The organism is Nocardiopsis metallicus (assembly GCF_014201115.1).
GTDB classification, from domain to species: domain Bacteria; phylum Actinomycetota; class Actinomycetes; order Streptosporangiales; family Streptosporangiaceae; genus Nocardiopsis; species Nocardiopsis metallicus.
The window spans coordinates 4,728,364-4,747,362 of the sequence record NZ_JACHDO010000001.1 but is presented as its reverse complement, the minus strand read 5'-3'; the positions used below and the strand labels follow the sequence as shown (position 1 = coordinate 4,747,362).

At 70.6% G+C, this 18,999-nt stretch carries 13 protein-coding genes and 1 pseudogene; 9 read left to right on the top strand and 5 right to left on the bottom strand.

Translation table 11 applies throughout. The features are described from left to right. Window positions 1–188: 188 nt before the first annotated feature. Window positions 189–1,091: a helix-turn-helix domain-containing protein gene (locus HNR07_RS20645; protein WP_184372407.1), complete on the bottom strand. Its 903-nt coding sequence runs from the start codon at window positions 1,089–1,091 to the stop codon at window positions 189–191. Between the two features lie 315 nt (window positions 1,092–1,406). Between HNR07_RS20645 and HNR07_RS20640 the strand changes: the two genes are divergently transcribed. Further along, window positions 1,407–1,958 (top strand): ATP-binding protein, encoded by a 552-nt coding sequence (locus HNR07_RS20640; RefSeq protein WP_184366405.1) that lies wholly within the window; start codon window positions 1,407–1,409, stop codon window positions 1,956–1,958. Window positions 1,959–2,103: 145 nt separating this feature from the next. Further along, a complete protein-coding gene (locus tag HNR07_RS20635; protein ID WP_184366404.1) occupies window positions 2,104–2,463 on the top strand; it encodes an STAS domain-containing protein in 360 nt (119 codons plus the stop codon). 118 nt (window positions 2,464–2,581) lie between these two features. On the opposite strand, the gene glmS is transcribed toward HNR07_RS20635, so the two are convergent. Further along, entirely contained in the window at window positions 2,582–4,435 is a 1,854-nt protein-coding gene (gene glmS / locus HNR07_RS20630) for a glutamine--fructose-6-phosphate transaminase (isomerizing) (RefSeq protein WP_184366403.1), read from the bottom strand. Window positions 4,436–4,767: 332 nt separating this feature from the next. On the opposite strand from glmS, the gene coaA reads away from it, so the two are divergent. After that, window positions 4,768–5,673: a type I pantothenate kinase gene (gene coaA / locus HNR07_RS20625; protein ID WP_312894073.1), complete on the top strand. Its 906-nt coding sequence runs from the start codon at window positions 4,768–4,770 to the stop codon at window positions 5,671–5,673. A 552-nt stretch (window positions 5,674–6,225) separates the two neighbouring features. Here coaA and HNR07_RS20620 read toward each other — a convergent pair. Continuing rightward, the gene (locus tag HNR07_RS20620) at window positions 6,226–7,893 is read right to left on the bottom strand and encodes an IS4 family transposase (protein WP_184360216.1); all 1,668 of its coding nucleotides are present in this window, start codon (window positions 7,891–7,893) and stop codon (window positions 6,226–6,228) included. Window positions 7,894–9,010: 1,117 nt separating this feature from the next. Continuing rightward, entirely contained in the window at window positions 9,011–9,703 is a 693-nt protein-coding gene (locus HNR07_RS20615; protein ID WP_312893918.1) for a TetR/AcrR family transcriptional regulator, read from the bottom strand. 88 nt (window positions 9,704–9,791) lie between these two features. Here HNR07_RS20615 and HNR07_RS20610 point away from each other — a divergent pair, with 88 nt between their 5' ends. The 4 genes from HNR07_RS20610 to HNR07_RS20595 all read left to right on the top strand — a co-directional run bounded on the left by HNR07_RS20610 (window position 9,792) and on the right by HNR07_RS20595 (window position 16,246). After that, entirely contained in the window at window positions 9,792–10,547 is a 756-nt protein-coding gene (locus HNR07_RS20610; protein WP_184366401.1) for an NAD(P)-dependent oxidoreductase, read from the top strand. Beyond that, a complete protein-coding gene (locus HNR07_RS20605) occupies window positions 10,544–11,836 on the top strand; it encodes a DUF418 domain-containing protein (RefSeq protein WP_184366400.1) in 1,293 nt (430 codons plus the stop codon). Before HNR07_RS20610 ends, HNR07_RS20605 begins: the two co-directional genes overlap by 4 nt. 212 nt (window positions 11,837–12,048) lie before the next feature. Beyond that, window positions 12,049–14,202 carry a HelD family protein gene (locus HNR07_RS20600; RefSeq protein ID WP_184366399.1) on the top strand — a complete coding sequence of 718 codons (2,154 nt, stop codon included), beginning with the start codon at window positions 12,049–12,051 and terminating at the stop codon, window positions 14,200–14,202. Window positions 14,203–14,653: 451 nt separating this feature from the next. Further along, the gene (locus HNR07_RS20595) at window positions 14,654–16,246 is read left to right on the top strand and encodes a tetratricopeptide repeat protein (RefSeq protein WP_184366398.1); all 1,593 of its coding nucleotides are present in this window, start codon (window positions 14,654–14,656) and stop codon (window positions 16,244–16,246) included. Window positions 16,247–16,389: 143 nt separating this feature from the next. Here HNR07_RS20595 and HNR07_RS20590 read toward each other — a convergent pair whose 3' ends face one another. Next, a complete protein-coding gene (locus HNR07_RS20590) occupies window positions 16,390–17,118 on the bottom strand; it encodes a DUF998 domain-containing protein (RefSeq protein WP_184366397.1) in 729 nt (242 codons plus the stop codon). 267 nt (window positions 17,119–17,385) lie between these two features. Between HNR07_RS20590 and HNR07_RS20585 the strand changes: the two genes are divergently transcribed. Continuing rightward, window positions 17,386–18,288, top strand: a complete 903-nt coding sequence (locus HNR07_RS20585; protein ID WP_184366396.1) for a universal stress protein — start codon at window positions 17,386–17,388, stop codon at window positions 18,286–18,288. Between the two features lie 101 nt (window positions 18,289–18,389). Continuing rightward, window positions 18,390–18,998 (top strand): annotated as a pseudogene (locus HNR07_RS20580) (MFS transporter); the annotation flags it as partial. Window position 18,999 lies beyond the last annotated feature (1 nt).

Sequence of the window (18,999 nt, the reverse complement as noted above, 5' to 3'; positions counted from 1 at the left end):
ACGTGCCGGATCCCTCGATGGTTCGGCGTTCCAGGATTGTTGCCCACTCGTGGCCGAAGGCGGACATGAGAATGGCCCCGCGGGTACGCAGGGCGTTCGCGGGGCGGCTCAGGGTGTGCGGTGGGGAGCGGTCCGGACCTGACCGAACCGGGTGGAACGGGTGGGGCGGGGCTGGCCGGAGGGTGTGCTCAGCCGCCGTAGTGCTTGCGGAAGCGCTCGAGGATCTCCGTGGTGGCGCTCGGCAGCGGGGCCTGGGTGGCGAGGTGGTCCATCGTCTGCGCGTAGCGGCTCGTGTCGTCGTACTTGTCGAAGTACAGCGCGCTGTTCAGCTGCTCCAGGTAGACCACGTCGGGCAGCTGGGGCGTGGGGAACCGCAGGATGCTGAAGGGGCCGCCCGCGGCCGGGTGGCCGCCCATGGCGAACGTCGCGATCTGGATCGTGATGTGGGGCCGGCGCGACATCTCCAGGAGGTGCTCGATCTGCTCCCGCATCACTTCGGCGTCCCCGTAGGGGCGGTGCAGGACCGCCTCGTCGATGACCGCCCACAGGCGCGGTGGCTCGCCCTCGGCCTGGGTGAAACGCCGTTGCCGATGCATGCGCATGTTCACACGACTGGTCACGTCCTCCTCGGAGGTCGCCGTGCGGGAGAGCTGGATGACCGAGCGGGCGTACCCCTCGGTCTGGAGCAGGCCGGGTACGAACTGCACCTCGAAGGTCCGGATCACCGCCGCGGCCTCCTCCAGGCCCACGTAGACGCCGAACCACTGCGGCAGCACGTCACCGTACTTGTGCCACCACCCCTGGGCGTTGGCGCTGGAGATCATCCCGACCAGCGCCTCGCGCTGCTCAGGCTCCTCCACGCCGTACAGTTTCAGCAGGTCGTCCACGTCGCGGTGTTTGAAACTGACCTGGCCGAGCTCCATTCGGCTGATCTTGGCGTGGGAGGCGCGGATCGCGTATCCGGCGTCCTCCCGGGAAATACCCTTCTCCTGGCGCAGGCGCCGCAGCTGGGTGCCGAGCAGAATGCGCAGCACGGTGGGACCACCACTGGAATTGGCCAGAAAATCCTGTGTGACCTGGTGGTTCGGCATTGGGTCGGCTGCCACTTCGCCTCCCTGGGAGTGGTATTGGCGCGAGCGACCGCTCAGTATACCGATGTCGCTGTTCCGTGGCAGAGGGCGGATCGCGGATTTTCGGTCCCTCGCGAGTGACATGTCGGGAAACTCCGGAGATCGGGTCCGAATTCTTCGTCAGGGGGCCTACCGAAAGGTACACAGCGTCCTATAGTCTTGCGCGAAAGTCGATCTGCACGTGCATCTGTGGCTTGCGTATGTAAGGAACACGTGCGTGGGGCAGGGCGCGGCGGACGCCGGACGCGCGAACCGACATCACTCGTGAGGACCGTGATGAACGCAGAGCTGATGCCCTCGGAGCTGGACGCCGGGGCATCCTGGGACCACCCTTCCCGTGTGCGGTCCCCGGAGAGGACACGGTGCGGGTGGTGGGACCCGTCGCTCGGTCGGCTCGGGATCGGCGAGAGCGCGCGTACACCCGGCGCCGCTGCCGCCGCCTACGGGGCTGTGCCGGACTCGGTCCGGTCGGCGCGTGAGTTCGGTGTCGCGAGCCTGTCCGCCTGGGGGATGCCGGAAGTGGCGGAGAACCTGCGGCTGATCATCTCCGAACTGGTCGGGAACGCCTGCAGGCACGCGGTCGCCGACGACCTCCCCGCGCTGACCCGGGTCGCCCTCCAGCTCAGGTCGTTGCCCGAGCACGACGCCGTGGTGTGCATGGTCGCCGACCCCAGCCCGCACGGCCCGGTACAGGTCGAAGCACACCATTTCGCTGAGTCCGGACGCGGGCTCGGACTGATCTCGGCCTTCAGCCGTGAATGGGGCTGGAATCCCCTGGAGGGGAACGGAAAGGTCGTCTGGGCGATGTGCGGTTCTGATCTGCTCTGACGGTGACCCGTGCCCCGCAGGGAACGGACAGCACCCGTGCTTCGGGGGAGTGGTGCCGCCTGGCAGTCCGAGTAGGCTGTCAATGCATGTCGGTATTTGACCGACGGCGGTAAGAAACCACCGGCCCCGAACACGGGAGTAAGGCGTGGCCGTACTGGATCCGGACCAGGAGCGCTTCCGGTGCGACGGCATGTCCGTCGTGTACCTGAAGGGCGAGATCGACATCGCCACCGCCGAGGGCGTGTACGCCAGCCTGGCTTCGGCCGTGGTCGAGAACTGTACGGTCGTCGACCTGACCGCGGTGGACTTCATCGACGCTTCTGGGGTCAACGCCCTGGTGGGCGCGCTCCGGGTCGCCGCCGGAGCCCAGCACCACCTCCTGGTCGCGAGCCCGCCTCGGCAGCTGCGCCGGATCCTGGACGTCCTCGACCTGCACGGGTTACTACCCACCCACGCCGACGCCGAGACGGCCCGCGCCAGCCACACCGCCCACGCGATGCACTGAGCCGCCTGGGACCGCACACCACCGAGGGCCGTGCGCTCCGCGAACGCGAACGGGGCGCGCCGTCCGGGGTTCGACTCCCGCACAGCACGCCCCGCTCACCGAGGGAACGTGTCCCGACCTACTCCACGGTCACGCTCTTGGCGAGGTTGCGGGGCTGGTCGACGTCATTGCCCTTGGCCAGGGCCAGCTCGCACGCGAACACCTGCATGGGGATCGTCGAGACGATCGGCTGCAGCAGGGTCGGCACCGCCGGGATCTCGATGAGCACGTCCGAGTACGGGCGCACCGACTCGTCGCCCTCCTCGGCGATCACGATGGTGCGGGCGCCGCGGGCGCGCACCTCCTGGATGTTCGACACGATCTTGTCGTGCAGCACGCTGCGCCCCTTGGGCGAGGGCACCACGACGACCACCGGCAGACCGTCCTCGATCAGCGCGATCGGGCCGTGCTTGAGCTCACCGGCGGCGAACGCCTCGGCGTGCATGTACGCCAGCTCCTTGAGCTTGAGCGCGCCCTCCATCGCCACCGGGTAACCCACGTGGCGGCCGAGGAACAGCACGGTGTCGGCGTCGGCCAGCGAGTGGGCCAGCTCCCGGACCGGCTCCACCGTGTCCAGGACCTTCTCGATCTGCTCGGGCATGGTGGCCAGCTGCGCGATCACGGCGTTGATCTCGTCGCCGAACTTCATCCCGCGCACCTGGGCCAGGTACAGGCCGATCAGGTAGCAGGCGGCCAGCTGGGTGAGGAAGGTCTTGGTGGCGGCCACCCCGACCTCCGGGCCGGCGTGCGTGTACAGCACGCCGTCGGACTCACGCGGGATGGTGGACCCGTTGACGTTGCAGATCGCCAGCACACGGGCGCGCTGCTCGCGGGCGTAGCGGACCGCCATCAGGGTGTCCATGCTCTCGCCGGACTGGGAGATGGCGATCACCAGGGTCTGCTGGTCCAGGATCGGGTCGCGGTAGCGGAACTCGCTGGCGACCTCCACCTCGCAGGGGATCCGGCACCAGTGCTCGATCGCGTACTTGGCGATCAGGCCCGCGTGGTAGGACGTGCCGCACGCGATGATCGCGATCTTCTCGACCGACCGCAGCTCGGCGGGGGTCAACCGCATCTCGTCCAGGGTGAGCTGGCCGTCGGCGGAGACCCGGCCCAGGAGGGTGTCGGCGACAGCCTTGGGCTGCTCGACGATCTCCTTGAGCATGAAGTAGTCGAAGCCGTCCTTCTCCGCGGCGGAGGCGTCCCAGTCGACGTGGTACTCGTGCACGTCCACGGGGTTGCCGTCGTAGTCGGTGACGACCACGGAGTCGGCGCGCAGCTCCACGACCTGGTCCTGGCCCAGCTCGACCGCTTCGCGGGTGTGGGCGATGAACGCCGCCACGTCGCTGGCCAGGAAGTTCTCGCCCTCGCCGCGGCCGACGACCAGCGGGGAGTTGCGGCGGGCCGCGACGACCAGCTCGGGGTCGTCGTTGGAGATGGCGACCAGCGTGAAGGCGCCCTCCAGGCGCTTGCACACGGAGCGCATGGCCCCGGGGAGGTCACCGTCGCCACGCCGCTCCAGCTCCTTGTTGAGCAGGTGGGAGGCGACCTCGGTGTCGGTCTCGGACAGGAACTTGCAGCCCTGCTCCTCCAGCTCCAGGCGGAGTGAGGCGAAGTTCTCGATGATGCCGTTGTGGACGATCGCCACCCTGTTGTCGTTGTCGACGTGGGGGTGGGCGTTCACGTCGTTGGGCGCACCGTGCGTGGCCCAACGGGTGTGGCCGATTCCCGCACCCTCACCCTCGATAGGGCGCTCTTCCAGGGCCTGGCGCAGGTTGGCGAGCTTGCCCGCTCTCTTCTCGGAGCGCAGGGATCCCTCACCCAGCACAGCGACACCCGCGGAGTCATATCCGCGGTACTCCAACCTTGCGAGGCCGTCCACGACAACCTCAAGCGCCGGTTGCGGCCCGACGTAGCCAACGATTCCGCACATGGCCGCCAGCGTAAGCGAAAAGATGTCCGGAATCGACCAACCAGTGGTGCATACCACTGGTCGTTTTCGCAGGTAACGGTATAGACCATTTGGTGTATTGAAGGTAGACCACGCAGGTGGGAGGGGTGGACCGGTCTCTGAGTGGAACCGGTTCCGGCCGTCCGAACCCGGCCAAAAAACCTTTCGCGTCGGCGGGGTGAACGTGTGGTTTCGGGCACGTTCCAGTCCCAGGTCGGACAAGGGGGGGACCGGCTGCCCGGAGTGGGGGAGCGGCTCGTCTAGTGTGGTCAACCGTGTCTCACGCGACGAAGAACGGCTTCTCCTCGCCGTACGTGGAACTGGACCGCGCGGCCTGGGCCGCCCTCCGGTCCTCCACGCCCCTGTCCTTGACCGAGGCCGACCTCAGCGACCTGCGGGGCACCAACGACCCCACCTCCCTCGACGAGGTGCGCGACATCTACCTGCCCCTGTCCCGGCTGCTCAACCTGCACGTGGGCGCCACCCAGCAGCGGCACGCCGCGGTGCGCGCCTTCCTCGGCGAGTCCGACCGGCCCTCGCCGTTCATCATCGGTGTGGCGGGCAGCGTCGCCGTGGGCAAGTCCACCACGGCCCGTCTACTGCGCTCCCTGCTCGCCCAGTGGCCCAACCACCCGGACGTCGAGCTGGTCAGTACGGACAACTTCCTCTACCCGAACGCTGTGCTCCAGTCCCGCGGCCTCATGCGCCGCAAGGGATTCCCGGAGAGCTACGACCGTCGCGCGCTCGTCCGCTTCGTCTCCGAGATGAAGGCCGGGGCGGACCGCCTGGACATCCCCGTCTACTCCCACCTGCACTACGACGTCGTCCCCGGCGAACGCCAGACCGTGCACCGCCCGGACATCCTCATCGTCGAGGGCATCAACGTCCTCCAGCCCGCCACAGCCGGCCGCCTGGCCGTCGCCGACTTCTTCGACTACTCCATCTACGTGGACGCCAAGGTCGAGAACATCCGCAGCTGGTACCTCGAACGCTTCCGCGAACTCCGCCGCACCGCCTTCTCCGACCCCCGCTCCTACTTCCACCACATGGCGACCACCATCGAGGAGAACGAAGCCCTGGAGTTCGCCGCCAACACCTGGCGCACCATCAACGAGGTCAACCTGGTGGAGAACATCCGCCCCACTCGCGGCCGCGCCACCCTGGTCCTCTTCAAGGGCGACGACCACCGAGTCAGCCGTGTCCGCCTCCGCAAGACCTGAGCGGGCCCGCTTCCGCGAGCGGGCCCGAGACCGGGACCGGGACCGGGGCCGGGGCCGGGGCCGGAGCCGGGGTTGGGTTTCAGGCCGCGGGCGGGTTTCAGGCCGGGGCCGGGGTGGAGAGTGGGTACGTTGCGGTTGGTCGGTCGCCTCAGGGTGAGGGCGTGAGGAGTTATCCACAGGCAGCCGCCTCCAAGGTCGCGCTGCCCCTGCCCGGTGTGTTCCTGTCGAGTAGGGGGATGCTTCGTTTCCGCCCGCTTCGGCATGCCCAAGAACAAGCCACAGCAGCCAACATCAGCGGGGCTCTCGCTCTCCCTGTCGGCGCGGGCTGGCGGCCCGGTGAACCGTTGGACTGGCGGACCGGCGGAGTGGTGGACTGGTGGACTGGTGGATCGGTGAACCGGCGTACTGGCGTGATCCGATCCTCGTGTCCCGGCTGGGCTGTTCTCTGTGCTGTGTGCGGGTTCCCCCGTTTCCCGCCGCTTGATGGTGGCCGTCTACGCTGCGCGCGTCAAGGTCGTACGTCCTCGCTTCGCTGCGGGCAATGCCGTTTAGTTAAGGGACAGGCTGAGCTGTCAACCCCGAACTCGCCCACCGTGGCGCCAGGGTGTAACGGCCTCGAGCGATCCGTTGCAGGAACCCTTCCTGGACCCACACGCCCATCTGCGTGGCCAGACTCCGGTAATGGGGATAACCCAAAGCCCGAGCCACCTCGATCGGGCTCCAACCTCGGTCTGGACCAGAACCCAACAGGCGCATCGTGCGCTCCTTGGACCCACCAGGGCGGATTCCAGGTGCCAGCGGTTGAGCTGCGGACTGTTTGGGGCCCACCACGGCCCCAGGCGCAGGGGCCAAGATCTCCAACTCCACTTTCTGCACCTGGTGGGTGGCGAGCGGCCGCTCGGGATCGGCGTAGCCGTAACGCAACTGAGGACACTTGACCTTGCGCGCGCTGATCCGAGCACGGCGGGCCGGGAGCAGGTTGTCCAACACCGCCTGAACGATGCTTCCGCCCCGGCCGGGATCGTCATCGTCGGGCAGCACCTGCTGGGCAGTGATGACCTGACATCGGGCGGTGTTCAGGGCAGTGGTGAACCCAGCCCGATCGGCGTGGGTGCCCGGCCGGGACTCCACCGCCTCGACCATGGCCATGCGCAGCGCTTGGTAGAGCGCCAACAGGGCCCACACCTCCTGCTCCAGGCCGACCGGGTCCTGGGAGCGCAACACGCGACGGTGCAGCAGGGTATGGCGCAGGGAGTAGAAGGCCGATTCGATCTCCCAGCGTTCGTGGTAGAGGGCCAGCAGCTGTGGGGCGGGGTCGGTGCGGTGGTCGAGCAGGGTGGTGGCCAGCCGGTACACGCCCCTGGCCTGCTGCCCGTCCTGGGTGGTGGCGGTGATGCGGGCTTCGATGACGCGGAGTTTGAGCCCGTCCAGGTGGGTGAGGTAGGAGCCGTCCGGTAGCAGGGTTTCCACCCGGGGGCGGCGGCGTGGGTGCAAACGGATCAGGAGTTGGGCTCCGGTGGTGGCGAGCTCGCCCAGGAAGGTGTTGCCTTGGTAGGCCTGGTCGGCCAGGACCAGCATCTGGGGGGTGAGCAGGCCCAGCAGGGGGCGGGCCTGGTCGGGTTCGCCGCTGGGGGCTCGGGTCAGGGTGGCTCCCAGCAGGGAGCGGGTGCCGGTCTCGCACAGGGTGGTGATCTGCAGGCGGGGGTAGCCTTCCACGCCTTGCTGGTAGTGGATTTTGCGGAGCCAGGTGAGGTTGCGTTCGCTGTCAGGGGCTTTGATCGAGTGGCAGGCGTCAAAGGCCACGGTGCGCCAGTGCCGGTAGCGGGTGCCGGGGGTCGCGGGTTGGGCCAAAGGAACCGCGAGGGTCTCGAAGAGGGTTTTGAACGGGCCGGCTCCCAAACGTCGGCGTAGGTGGCTGAGGGCGGATTGGCTGGGGCGGGGCACGGGTAGGCCGTGCAGGCCTGCGACGAGGGTGTCCCAGACGCGGGCGTATCCCAGGTGGGGGAACAGGGTGAGGGCGAGCACGAAGTAGACGCCGACCCGTGAGGGCAGGCGGCGTAGTCGTTGTTGCTGGGTGCGGGTGTGTTCCAGGGCGGCGTCGATGAGGTCGAAGGGGAGGTAGCGGGTGAGCTCGCCCAGGTGGCCGGGGGCGTAGATTCCAGCGGCCACGGTGATCGTGCGGGTGGCAGAGGTTGTGGTGGTGGCATACTGGTCGGGCAACGGGGCCTCCGGGCGCAGGTGGATCTTGGTCGATTTCCTGCTTCTATCGGAGGTCCCGTTCTTTGTGCTGGGTGGTTGCGGGTGGTGTTACAGGCTTGACATCTGGCCTGAAGCGCTAACTAAACGGCATTGTCGCTGCGGGCGCTCCACCTTGACTCGCTTCGCTACGACGGCGGTGGGCGGCTATCGGGAAACGGGGGAGGAGTGGTCGGGCGGCAGGCGGGCCCCTAAAGGGGCCCAACGGCAACCACAAACGGCAACCGCGACTGCGCGGCCTTCGGCCGGTGCTTTCCCCAGGCCGGAGCGCAACGCCTGGCCGTGTCGCGGCCGGTCATTCGCCCGAACGGACAAGCGGCAGCGAAGGCAGCGGTCTCCCGCCCCGCGCGAATCGGGCCGCGTGTCGCGGCCGGTCATGCGTGCCATCGGGCCAGCCGGTGGTGAGGGTGGGGTTCAGCGCTGTGGTGTCGGCCCCGGGCGAGCCGGGTGTCCGTAACCCGCGTCTGGGGGTGGTCCGTTGCTTCCGAAACCCCTTCATTCCCGGTGATCTTGCTACCAGGAGCAAGTTCGGCGCCGAAGTTGCCCCTGGTAGCAAGATCATCTTCGAAAAGGGGGCCGGAACTGTGCCCGGGGGTCTGGCGGGCCCGGGGGGGGGGGGGGGGCTGGTGGGCTGCTGGTGGTGTTCGCTGGTACGGGTGACCGGCCGGGACACGCGATCCGATGCGCGCGGGCCTTGGGAGCCTGGCGCCTGCGCAGCCGCTTTTCCGTCCGGGGCAGTGACCGGCCGTGACACGGCCAGGCGTTGGGCTCCGGCCCGGGGCGAGGACCGGCCGAGGGCCGCGCAGTTGCTGTTGGGCCCCTGGGCCCCTGGGCCCCTGGGCCCCTGGGCCCCTGGGCCCCTGGGGGAGCGTCCACCACCCCGACCGTACCTCCCCACTTTCCCGACAGCCGCCCACCGCCGTCGTAGCGAAGCGGGTCAAGGTGGAGCGCCCTGCGGGCGAAGCCCTCGACGCGACGACCTTGACGCGGAGCCCTCGACGCGCGCAGCGCAGACGGCAATCATCAAGCGGCGGGAAAGGGGATGCCTTGCCCCTGGTCCGGTGACCTGCGGGGAGCTGCCTCAGTCCCCGTTCTCAAGGGCTGACCCACCCTGTCGGGCTCGATCGGCGTGAATGGCGTCGAGCAGCAGGGTCAGCCCGTACTCGAACTCGCGGTCGAAGTCGTATCCGGTCTCCTGGGACCGCGCGCGGACGAGTTCGGCGAGGTTCGGCAGGCCCTCCGCGAGTGAGTTCTCCAATACTCCGTTCGCGACCTGATTCATTTCCTCCGGCCCGTCGAAGGGCAGGCTCGACTCCTGGAGCACGAACCCGTAGAGGTAGCTGTCGATCACCGAGACGACTCGTGCCGCGGTCGTGACGGAGAAACCGCCCTCTCGGAGTGCTCCCAGCGTGGCGTCGTGGTGGCGCAGGAGGGTGGGGCCCGGCTTCTTGCGGGAATCGAGGAGGCCGATCGCCCATGGATGGCGGAGCAGGGCGGACCGTAGTGAGGAGGTCCTCTCGCGCATGGCCTCTCGCCAGTCCGCCCGGGGGGTCGGCGGTGGTGCTTCCGCGAAGACCGCGTCGATCATCCCGTCCATGAGCGCATCCCTGTCGGCCACGTGGTTGTAGAGGGACATGGCCTTCACGTCCAGCCGGGCGGCGACCGCCCGCATGGTCACGCCGGACGCCCCCTTCTCGTCTGCCAGTCCCACCGCGGCGCGGACCACGCGCTGCGGGGACAGGGGTTCGCGTTCGCCTGCTTCGTTCCGTCCCACCGCGTCCCCTCGAAAAAGTCGCCCTTGCGATTGCTTACGCAGTAAGTCTATGGTTACTTACAATGTAAGCCAGACGGGAGGCAAGGCCATGAGTACATCGGCGACACGCAGGGTCTGTGTCATCGGAGCCTCGGGCAAGCTCGGCCGGTACATGGTGCGGCACGCGCTCGACAGGGGGTGGGAGGTCGTGGGGGTCTGCCGGGAGCGCAGTGTGCCCAAACTCGCCGATCTCGCCGACCGGATGACGATCGTTCCCGGACCCACCAACGACCCAGAGGTCATCCGGAAAGCGGCCGCGGGTTGCGACGCCGTACTGACGGTGCTGGTGCCGTGGGGAGTCCAGCGGTACTCCTCCGGGACGGCCCAGGCGGTACTCGACCACGCCGAGCCCGGTGCCCGCCTGGTCTTCTCCTGCGGCTGGCACATCTCCCGGGACGGCGGGGACCGGTACCCCTGGAAGTTCAGGATGATGGTCCGCGTCATCACGCCCCTGGCCCGGCTCGCGCGCGTGGTCGACGTCAACGATCAGGTGGAGGCGTGCAGGCGCGTCTTCGCCAGTGACCGACGGTGGACCGTCGTACGGGGGAGCGACCTCGAAGAGGGCGACAGCCAGGGGCTGCCGGTGTGGAGCCGCCACGTGGGGGACCCGGTCCTGGCGAGCAATCTCACGCGCCGCGTGGACTTCGCGCTGTTCATGGTCGAAGCCCTCGACGACGAGTCACTGGTCCGAGAGGCGCCCGCGATCGTCGGTCGTCTCACGCCCAGCGCGCTGTCGCACTCCGCGGCCGGAACGGGCACAGAGGTCTCCGCTCACGAGACCGAACAGCCCGGCGAAGCGTCATGACCGGGCACCGGGGGTACACGGGACCCGCCAGCGAACCGGTTCCGTCCCTCACAACGAGCACGGAACGCACCGCTGCCGCCCCGGAGCGGCCCCCTCAGCAGGTCCGGCGCGCCCTCGTGCCCGACCTCGCCCGCGGGTTCATGCTCCTGTCCATCGCCCTGGCGAACGTGACCTGGTACCTCTACGGAGCGCCCACGGCCTCGGTCACCGCACACCGCACCGACGCGGAGGGGCTCGACGCCCTGTGGCAGACCGCCGCGATGGTCGCCGTGGACGGACGCAGCTATCCGCTGTTCGCCTTCCTCTTCGGCTACGGCATCTGGCAGGCGTACTCGAGGCGCTGCGCACTCGGCCACGAGGCCGGCGCCGTGCGAAGGACCCTCCAGACGAGGCATCTGTGGATGATCCTCTTCGGGGGCGTCCACGCGGCGCTCCTGTGGCACGGGGACGTCCTGGGCGCCTACGGGCTCATCGGTCTGCTCACGGTGTGGCTGTTCGTCGAACGGTCGGACCGGACCCTGGCGGTCTGGGCCGCCGTACTGGGTGCCCTTCTCGGAGTGCTGGCCGTGACGTCCCTGCTGTGGGGGGCCGTGTCCGCGGAGCGATCGGGCGATGCCGGCGAGGCGCTGGTGCCGGAGTTCGCCGCGATCACTCCCTACGCCGAGTCGATCCTGCCGCGGCTGCAGACCTGGCTGCTGCTCACCGTCGGACAGGGGGTCCTCGGGCTCGTGGTCCCCGTCGCCGTCCTCGCGGCGGTCCTGTGCGCGCGGCACCGGGTCCTGGAGGTGCCGGAGCGGCACCGCCCGCTGCTGAGGGCGGTCGCGGTCGGCGGTATCGGTGCGGGGTGGCTGGGTGCCCTCCCCTCCGTGCTCGTCCATCACGGGGTGTGGGACGCCCCCGAGTGGTCGACGGCCGCCTTCAACGGGTTCACTGGCCTTTTCGCCGGGTTCGGGTACGTGTCCCTGATCGCCCTCCTCGTGAGCCGGAGGAAGACCGCCGAACCAGTCGGACGCATGCTGGCGGGGCTCAGCGCGATGGGTCGCCGGTCCCTGTCGTGCTACCTCTTCCAGTCGGCGGTCTTCGCGCCGCTCCTGTGCGCCTGGGGGCTGGGCCTCGGCGGCGTCCTCACGCAGTGGCAGGCCGCGCTCTTGGCCGTGGCGGTATGGGCGGTCTCGTTGGCCCTGGCGGTCCTGCTCGAGCGTTCGGGCAGACCCGGCCCGGCCGAGTCGCTGCTGCGCGCGGTCTCCGGGAGGGGCGGTACCAGTACGCGGGCGCCGCGTGCCACCTGACGTTCCCGGACGCTTGCCGACGCTGATCCACCGGTCCCGGTGGATCAGCGTCGTACCGTCCTTCGGGTAGGCTCGCAGATTCGGCACCACCGCCCTCCGGGGGCGTGGTGCGCGCTCATGGATCGGAACGAACCGGGCCTTCCAGGCGACCGGGGCGGGACCGCGCGCACGAGTGGAGCCGCTTCCTGTCCCGCCGACCCCGAGGTCCTCCCATGACCACGATCGATCCCACGACCCCGCCCGCCGACCCCGAACTCCTCGCCGAACGCGAAGCCCTGCGCGCGGCTCGAACCGCACTGCGCCGTATGCGGGAAGAGGTCGAAGCCACCGAACTGCTCTTCGGTGACGCCGCTCAGGACAAGGTCAGCAACGCGGCTTTGCACCGCGGTCGTGAACGCCGCCTGGCCGCCCTGGTCGACATCCCCGGCGCGCCCCTGTACTTCGGGCGCCTGGACTTCGACAACGGCACCGTCTTCCTGGAGGACGACGCGGGGGGTGGGGAACACAGCCGGGCGGACGAGGGGCCGGACCGCGTCAGTATCGGCCGCCGCCACGTGCACGACGGCCGGGGAAAACCCATGGTCCTGGACTGGCGCGCGCCGATCAGCGTCGCCTACTACCAGGCCTCACCGAGTGACCGGATGAAGGTTCAGGTCCGCCGCCGGTACGGCTTCGGGACGGTCGCCGGGCCCGACGGGGAGCCCGAGTCCGTCCTCACCGCGTTCGAGGACGAGGACCTGATGATCGGCGAGGGCTCCCCGGAGGCCTCCCAGGGCAGCGAACTCCTCAACGCGGAGATCGAACGCCCGCGTACGGGACCCATGCGCGACATCGTCGCCACCATCCAGCCCGAACAGGACGCCCTGGTCCGAGCCCCGTTGGAGACCACCCTGTGTGTCCAGGGCGCTCCGGGGACGGGAAAGACCGCGGTCGGCCTGCACCGCATCGCCTTCCTGCTCTACAGCGAACGCGAACGCCTCTCGCGTTCGGGTGTGGCGATCGTCGGACCCAACCGGTCCTTCCTCTCCTACATCCAGGACGTGCTGCCTGCGCTGGGTGAGGTCGACGTCCACCAGACCACCGTCCACGAGCTCCTCACCCGGGACCTGCCCGAGCGCATGCGCCCGGCACAGGGGTGGGTGCGGCGGGTGGAGAGCCCCGAGGCCGCGCGGACCAAGGGTTCGGCGGTATTGGCCGAGGTGCTCCGCCGTGACCTGTGGGCGCACCTGCGTACCCCGGAGGAGACCGTGATGGTCCGCCGCGGTTCGCGCCGCTGGCGCCTGTATCCGGAGGACGTGCGGCCCCTCCTGGAAGAGCTCGCCGAGCGCGGTGTCGCCTACGGCGCCGGCCGGGAACTGCTCTCGCACCGGATGGCGCACGCGATCCTCAGCCTGATGGAGGCCGAGGGCGAGGTCTGTGACGACCGTACCCACACCCAGGTCCGCCGGGACCCGGCGGTGCGCGCCGCGGTCACCGCCCTGTGGCCCAAGGTCGAACCGCTCAAGCTGGTGCTCGGGCTGCTCACCGATCCCGAACGCCTGGCCCGCGCCGCGGAGGGGCTGCTCACCCCCGAGGAGCAGACGTCTCTGCTGCTGCCGGGCAGACCGCGCGGTCCCAAGTCGGCGAAGTGGTCCGAGGAGGATCTGGCCCTGGTGGACGAGGCGGCGGCGCTGATCGAACGTCCCTCCGGGCTGGGCCACGTGGTTCTGGACGAGGCCCAGGACCTGAGCCCGATGCAGTGCCGGGCGGTCGGGCGGCGCGCGGGATCGGGCTCGCTCACCGTGCTCGGCGACATTGCCCAGGGCACCAGCCCGTCGGCGGCCCGCAACTGGTCGACGCTGCTGGAACACCTGGGCAAGCCCACCGGCCACCTGCACGTCCTGGACCGGGGCTACCGGGTCCCGGCGCAGATCATCGACTTCGCCGCCCGCCTACTGCCCACCATCGCCCCGGGGCTGGGCGCCCCCGTCGCGGTCCGCCGCTCCCCGGGCGCGCTCCAGCTGGTTTCGGCCGCCGAGGAAATAGCCCCGGCCCTGGCCGAGGCCTGCCGGGCCGCACTCAAGGGCGAGGGCTCGGTGGGTCTGATCGCCGCCGACCACCAGCTGCCCGGCCTGCGCACGGCCCTGGCCGCCGAGGGCGTGGACGCCCCGCTGCTCGGTGAGACCGGCATGGACAGCGCTCGCCTGGTGGCGGTTCCGGCCAGCCTCGCCAAGGGCCTGGAGTTCGACGCCGTGGTGGTCGCTGAACCCGCCGCCATCGTCGAGGCCGAGGAACGCGGCAGCAACCGCCTCTACGTGGTCCTCACCCGAGCGGTGAGTTCGCTGCACGTCGTCCACACCCGCCCGCTGCCGCAAGAACTCACCTGAACCCGGATCCCGGATCCTGCACACGGAGCGAGACGGTGACGTTTCCGACCGGCACGCCGAGCACCCCGGAGACGGCGTCCCGCGCCATCTCCTCGGCCTCATGCAGCGTGTGCCCGAAGGTGTGAACGCGCAGTTCGGGTGCGTCGACGGACCATGCGCGGCCGTCCTGCTCACACCAGGCTTCGTAGTGGTGGGTTTCTCCGGCTGCGGGTTCTCGTGCCGTCGCAGATGGTGATTTTACGTGCCGACCAGCCAGGTCACAGTGAGCGTGCCGCTCGATCCTGAGCCCGAGGACCTGGTGGCGCCGGCATACGTCTCCGTATGAGGAGTGGCGGCGATGCCTCCTCGGTCTTGGGAGTTCGGGCCGTTTGCGGACAGGACTGGTGAAACCCCGGGGCGGCCTCCCACGTCGGACTTGGTGCGGACGGACAGGCGAAGGGGGAGGAACAGTATGAGGGGAGTGGTCCTCGACGAACTGAGGAGCCCGGTGGGGACCGGGGACGCCGGGTTCGATCAGCGGGTGCGAGGGATCCTCGAACGCGGTGCGGCCGAGGAACTGGGCGCCCTGCACGAGGAGGCCGTGGCGCGGTTCGGGGCCGGTCATCCCGACGCTCTGATGATCCGGGTTCACCTGGCCCTGCAACAGGAGAGTCAGGACGACCCGGCCGGGGCCGCCATTGCTCTGAGCGGCACCGCCGGGCAGCTCTCGGACAGCGTCGGCCCGCTGCACCCGCACATGCTGGCGCTGCAGGCCGAGATCGCGCGCCTGTGGGGCGAGTCCGACCTCACCGACCTGGCCGCCGACAGCTACGGGCGGCTGGCGGAGATGGTCGAGCAGGCCAGGGGCGCCGACGATCCGGGGGCGTTGGCCGCCTACGAGCGGTTCGCCTGGTGGACCGGCAAGACCGGTCGGACCGCGCAGGCCGTCCAGGCCTACACCGAACTGCTCTCCCGGCAGCGCCGGGCGCTGGGCCCCAACCACGGGGACGTCCTGGAGACCCGCACCGAACTGATCCGCTGGCACGCCGAGGCGGGCGATGTCACCGGGGCGGCGCGGGCCTGCGCGGACCAGGTCGCCGCCCGGGTCCGGGTGCACGGGCCCGAACACCCCGACACCCTGGCCGCCCGGGTCCAGCTGGTGCGCTGGCGGGCGGAGGCGGGGGACGAGGCCGGGGCGGCTCGGGCCTGCGCCGAACTGCTCGAGGCCCGGGAACTGGTCCAGCCCCCGCACCACCGCGAGGTGCTCAACACCCGGCGCCTGCTCGCCCACCACCGGACCGAGGCCGGGGACCTGCTCGCCGCCGAACGCGACTACGAGGCGCTCCTGCCCGACCTGGAGCGCTACCTGTCCGCCGACCACCGCCTCACCCTGCGGGCCCGGGTCGGCCGCGCGCACCTGCTGTTCCTGCTGGGCGAGACCGACACCGCCAGGGTGGAGACGGAAGGCGCGATCGAGGACCTGGAGCGGGTACTGGGCGCCGACCACGAGACCACCGTGGCCGCGCGTTTCCTGATCGCCGCGACCCGGGTCACCGTCGGCGACCTGGACGGGGCGGTCGCCGAGGCCGAGGACCTGCTGCCCGAGCTGCGCCGCCGCCACGGGGACGACCACCACACGACCCTGTTCGCCCGCGCGCACGTCCTGGAGGCGCGGGGCGACAGCGAAGCGATCGCGCTCTATCGGCGGCTGTGCGAACTCTGGACCGGGGTGCTCGGCCCCACCCACCCCAACGTGCTGCTGGTGCGGCTGCGCCTGGCCACCGAGGGCGACCTCGAGGGGGAGGAGGGCCGGCGGCACCTGGCGGAGCTCTTCGAGGAGTTCCGCTGGGCGCTGGGGCCGACCCACGGGCTGACCGTCATGTTCCGGGCCCTGCTCATCACCCTGCGCTCGGACGAGGCCACCGCCCTGGCCGAACTCGGCGAGCTGTACCGCACGTGCGTGTCGACCCTGGGAACCGAAGCCCTGGGCACCCGTGCCGCCTTGGAGGCCTACACCGAGTGGCGCGGGTTCGTGCTGGGCGATGAGGAGCGCCGGTCCGCTTGAGCGCCGACGAACCCGCCCTCCGAACCCCGGGGTCCCGGGTCCCGAACCCCAGAACGCCGGGCCCCCGAACGCCGGGCCCCCGGGTTCCGGAACCCCGGAGGCCCAAGTGTCGTGCCCGGCTTCCCCGCCCCAGCGGACGCGGCTCAGTCGGCCGAGTGCGGGGCGTGGAGGGACCGGTGGCGGCGCTTCCACTGGCCGGGTACCAGACCCACGGCCAGCAGCCACAGCGCCACGGTGACCAGGTGGAAGCGTTCGGCCAGACCGAGCACGACCCCGGGCGAGCCGTCACCGGAGGCGGCGTACACCATGCCGGCCAGCACCAGGACGATCACCGTGGCCACCGCCTGGGCCGCGGTGATCAGGGCCAGTACCGGCCAGGCACGCTCCCCGGCCTCGTACCGGTCCCAGGTCAGCGCGGCGCAGGCCAGCAGCGCGGACAGGGCGGCCACCACCGCGAGGACCGGCTGCGCGACCGTAGCGCCCTGGACCCCCTCCATCAGCGACTCCACCGTGCACGCGGCGTCCGTGGAGACCACGCAGCGGCCGGGCAGTAGAGAGGCGGTGAGTGCGGCGGCACCGAACACCGCCATGGACCACCAGGAGAAGGCCAGCCAGCGGCGGGGGCGCTTGGCGCCCAGGGTCAGACCCAGCCCGGCGGCCAGCACCACCAGGATCGCCGCGGTCCGGTGGGCGCTCTCCAGGAACTGCCCGAAGGGGGACTGGGCGTCGGCGAGGGCTCCGGTGGGCGCGCCGGGGCCCACGGGCAGGATGACCTCCAGGGCCCACATGCTGTAGACGAGGGCGGCCGCAACGGCGGCCACCCGGCCGTCCCGGTAGTCCCAGCGCGGTTTCGCGGTGTTTGAGTTAGGCATCGCGCCCCCAGTCTCCGCTGATGACTCGGCTATGTCTCTCGGACGCACCGACGCGCCCGCACGTTCCGTCCGCACCGGAACACCGGAGGTTCGGAGCACTGGTCGTTTCCGGGAAACCACTCGTTCTGGGACCCTACGTCAGCCAACTCGCGGCGGCACTGTTATCCACGGTTGTGTGTTCGCGCGGCATCATCGTGGAACACCACGGGAGACCGGCCTACAGGTCCGGCTACCGCGCGGAAATCGACGACCGGAAGGGCGCACGTGATGAACGGCGCAGCCACGACACGATGGGTGGTCGTGGGGGTGGACGGCACCGACTCCAGCAGGCACGCCCTGGAGTGGTCCGCGCACCAGGCCACGCTGCGCGGCCTCGGGGTGCGGATCGTCGCCGCGGCCAGCCCGCTGGCCACGGAGAGCTTCGGGGCCTGGGGCGGGGTGGAGGAACGCTCGGACGACAGCCCCGGGGCGGGGGCCCGGAGGCTCCTGGACCACGCCCTCGACTGGACGGTCCGCCTGTTCCCCGAGCTCGCCGTCCAGACCCGGCTGTCCTTCGACCGCCCGGCTGAGGCGCTCATCGCCGAGGCGGGCTCGTCCGGCACCGTCGCCGTGGTGGTGGGCTCGCGCGGACTGAGCGGGATCGCCGCCGCCTTCGTGGGGTCGGTCGGCATCGAACTGGCCGCTCGTGCCCCGGTGCCGGTGATCGTGCTGCCCAGGGACCACGCCTCGGCGCACGGGGTCCGCAGCCGGGTGATCGTGGGGGTGGACGGTTCCGAACCCAGCCGCCGCGCCCTGGAGTTCGCCTTCTCCCAGGCCGAGTTCGCCGACACCGACCTGGTCGCGGTGAGCGCCTGGCAGCCCCTGGTCGCCTTCGCGGCGGCCACCGGCCCGATCCCGCCGGAGCTGTTCGACGACGCCACGGCCGCCGAGGCCGCCCGCCACGCCCTGGACGAGGAGCTCGCCGACCTGCGCCTGCTCCGCCCCAACGTCCGCGTGCACACGAGGGTGGTGCGCGCGCACCCGGTGGTCGCGCTCCTGGAGGAGGCCACCTCCGCCGACCTGATCGTGGTGGGCTCACGCGGCCGCGGCGGCTTCCGCGGCCTGCTGCTGGGCTCGGTGAGCCACTCGGTCCTGCACGGCGCCCGCGGCCCGGTCGCCATACTCCGCTGATCCCGGACGGACCGGGCTACGGGGTGGCGGCCGCTTTCCCCGGTTCGGAGGCACCGCCGGCGCGGACGGCGTCCAGGTAGCCGGCGACCGCCGTTTTCGTCACGAGCCCCACCGAGACCCTGCCCGCCGGGCTGCTCCCCGTGATGAGCGCGGACCTGCGGGTCAGCGAGTCCGCGGCCGGGCAGACGGTGACGGTCTACGCGATCGGCGCCGCCCTCACCGCGATCCCGCTGGCCGCCGCCACCGCCGGATGGCGGCGCAAACGCCTGCTGCTCGCCGCGATGGGCACGTTCGCGGAGGCCAACACGGTCACGGCGCTCTCCTCCGCCCCGTCCCTCACCATGACCGCCCGCTTCGTCGCCGGGGTGGCCGCCGCCCTGCTGGGCGCCTTCTCCGGCACACCCGGGCCGGTCTACGCGGCCGCCGCCCTGTGGGGGCTCGGATGGGGCGGGGCGCCCACCCCGCTGCAGACCGCGGTGGCCGACGCCGGGGGAGAGGCGGCCGAGACCGCCCGGGCCGTCCTGGTGACCCCGTGGAACGTGGCCATGGCCGGCGGCGGGGCGGTCGGCGAGCTCCTGCTCGCCGGGCTCGGCTTCCTCGCCCTGCCCTGGAGCGTGGCGCTGCTGTTGGTCCCGGTACTGGTAGCGGTGCTCGTGGCCAGGGCACACGGCTTCCCGAGCACGTCGCAGCGGGCCGAACCCGCCTGCTGAA

Excerpts from the sequence above, each read along its gene's own strand:
- HNR07_RS20585 (WP_184366396.1), top strand. The coding sequence starts at position 17,386 with ATGAACGGCGCAGCCACGACACGATGGGTGGTCGTGGGGGTGGACGGC.
- HNR07_RS20645 (WP_184372407.1), bottom strand. The coding sequence starts at position 1,091 with ATGCCGAACCACCAGGTCACACAGGATTTTCTGGCCAATTCCAGTGGT.
- HNR07_RS20595 (WP_184366398.1), top strand. The coding sequence starts at position 14,654 with ATGAGGGGAGTGGTCCTCGACGAACTGAGGAGCCCGGTGGGGACCGGG.
- HNR07_RS20590 (WP_184366397.1), bottom strand. The coding sequence starts at position 17,118 with ATGCCTAACTCAAACACCGCGAAACCGCGCTGGGACTACCGGGACGGC.
- HNR07_RS20640 (WP_184366405.1), top strand. The coding sequence starts at position 1,407 with ATGAACGCAGAGCTGATGCCCTCGGAGCTGGACGCCGGGGCATCCTGG.
- HNR07_RS20600 (WP_184366399.1), top strand. The coding sequence starts at position 12,049 with ATGACCACGATCGATCCCACGACCCCGCCCGCCGACCCCGAACTCCTC.
- glmS (WP_184366403.1), bottom strand. The coding sequence starts at position 4,435 with ATGTGCGGAATCGTTGGCTACGTCGGGCCGCAACCGGCGCTTGAGGTT.
- HNR07_RS20605 (WP_184366400.1), top strand. The coding sequence starts at position 10,544 with ATGACCGGGCACCGGGGGTACACGGGACCCGCCAGCGAACCGGTTCCG.
- HNR07_RS20610 (WP_184366401.1), top strand. The coding sequence starts at position 9,792 with ATGAGTACATCGGCGACACGCAGGGTCTGTGTCATCGGAGCCTCGGGC.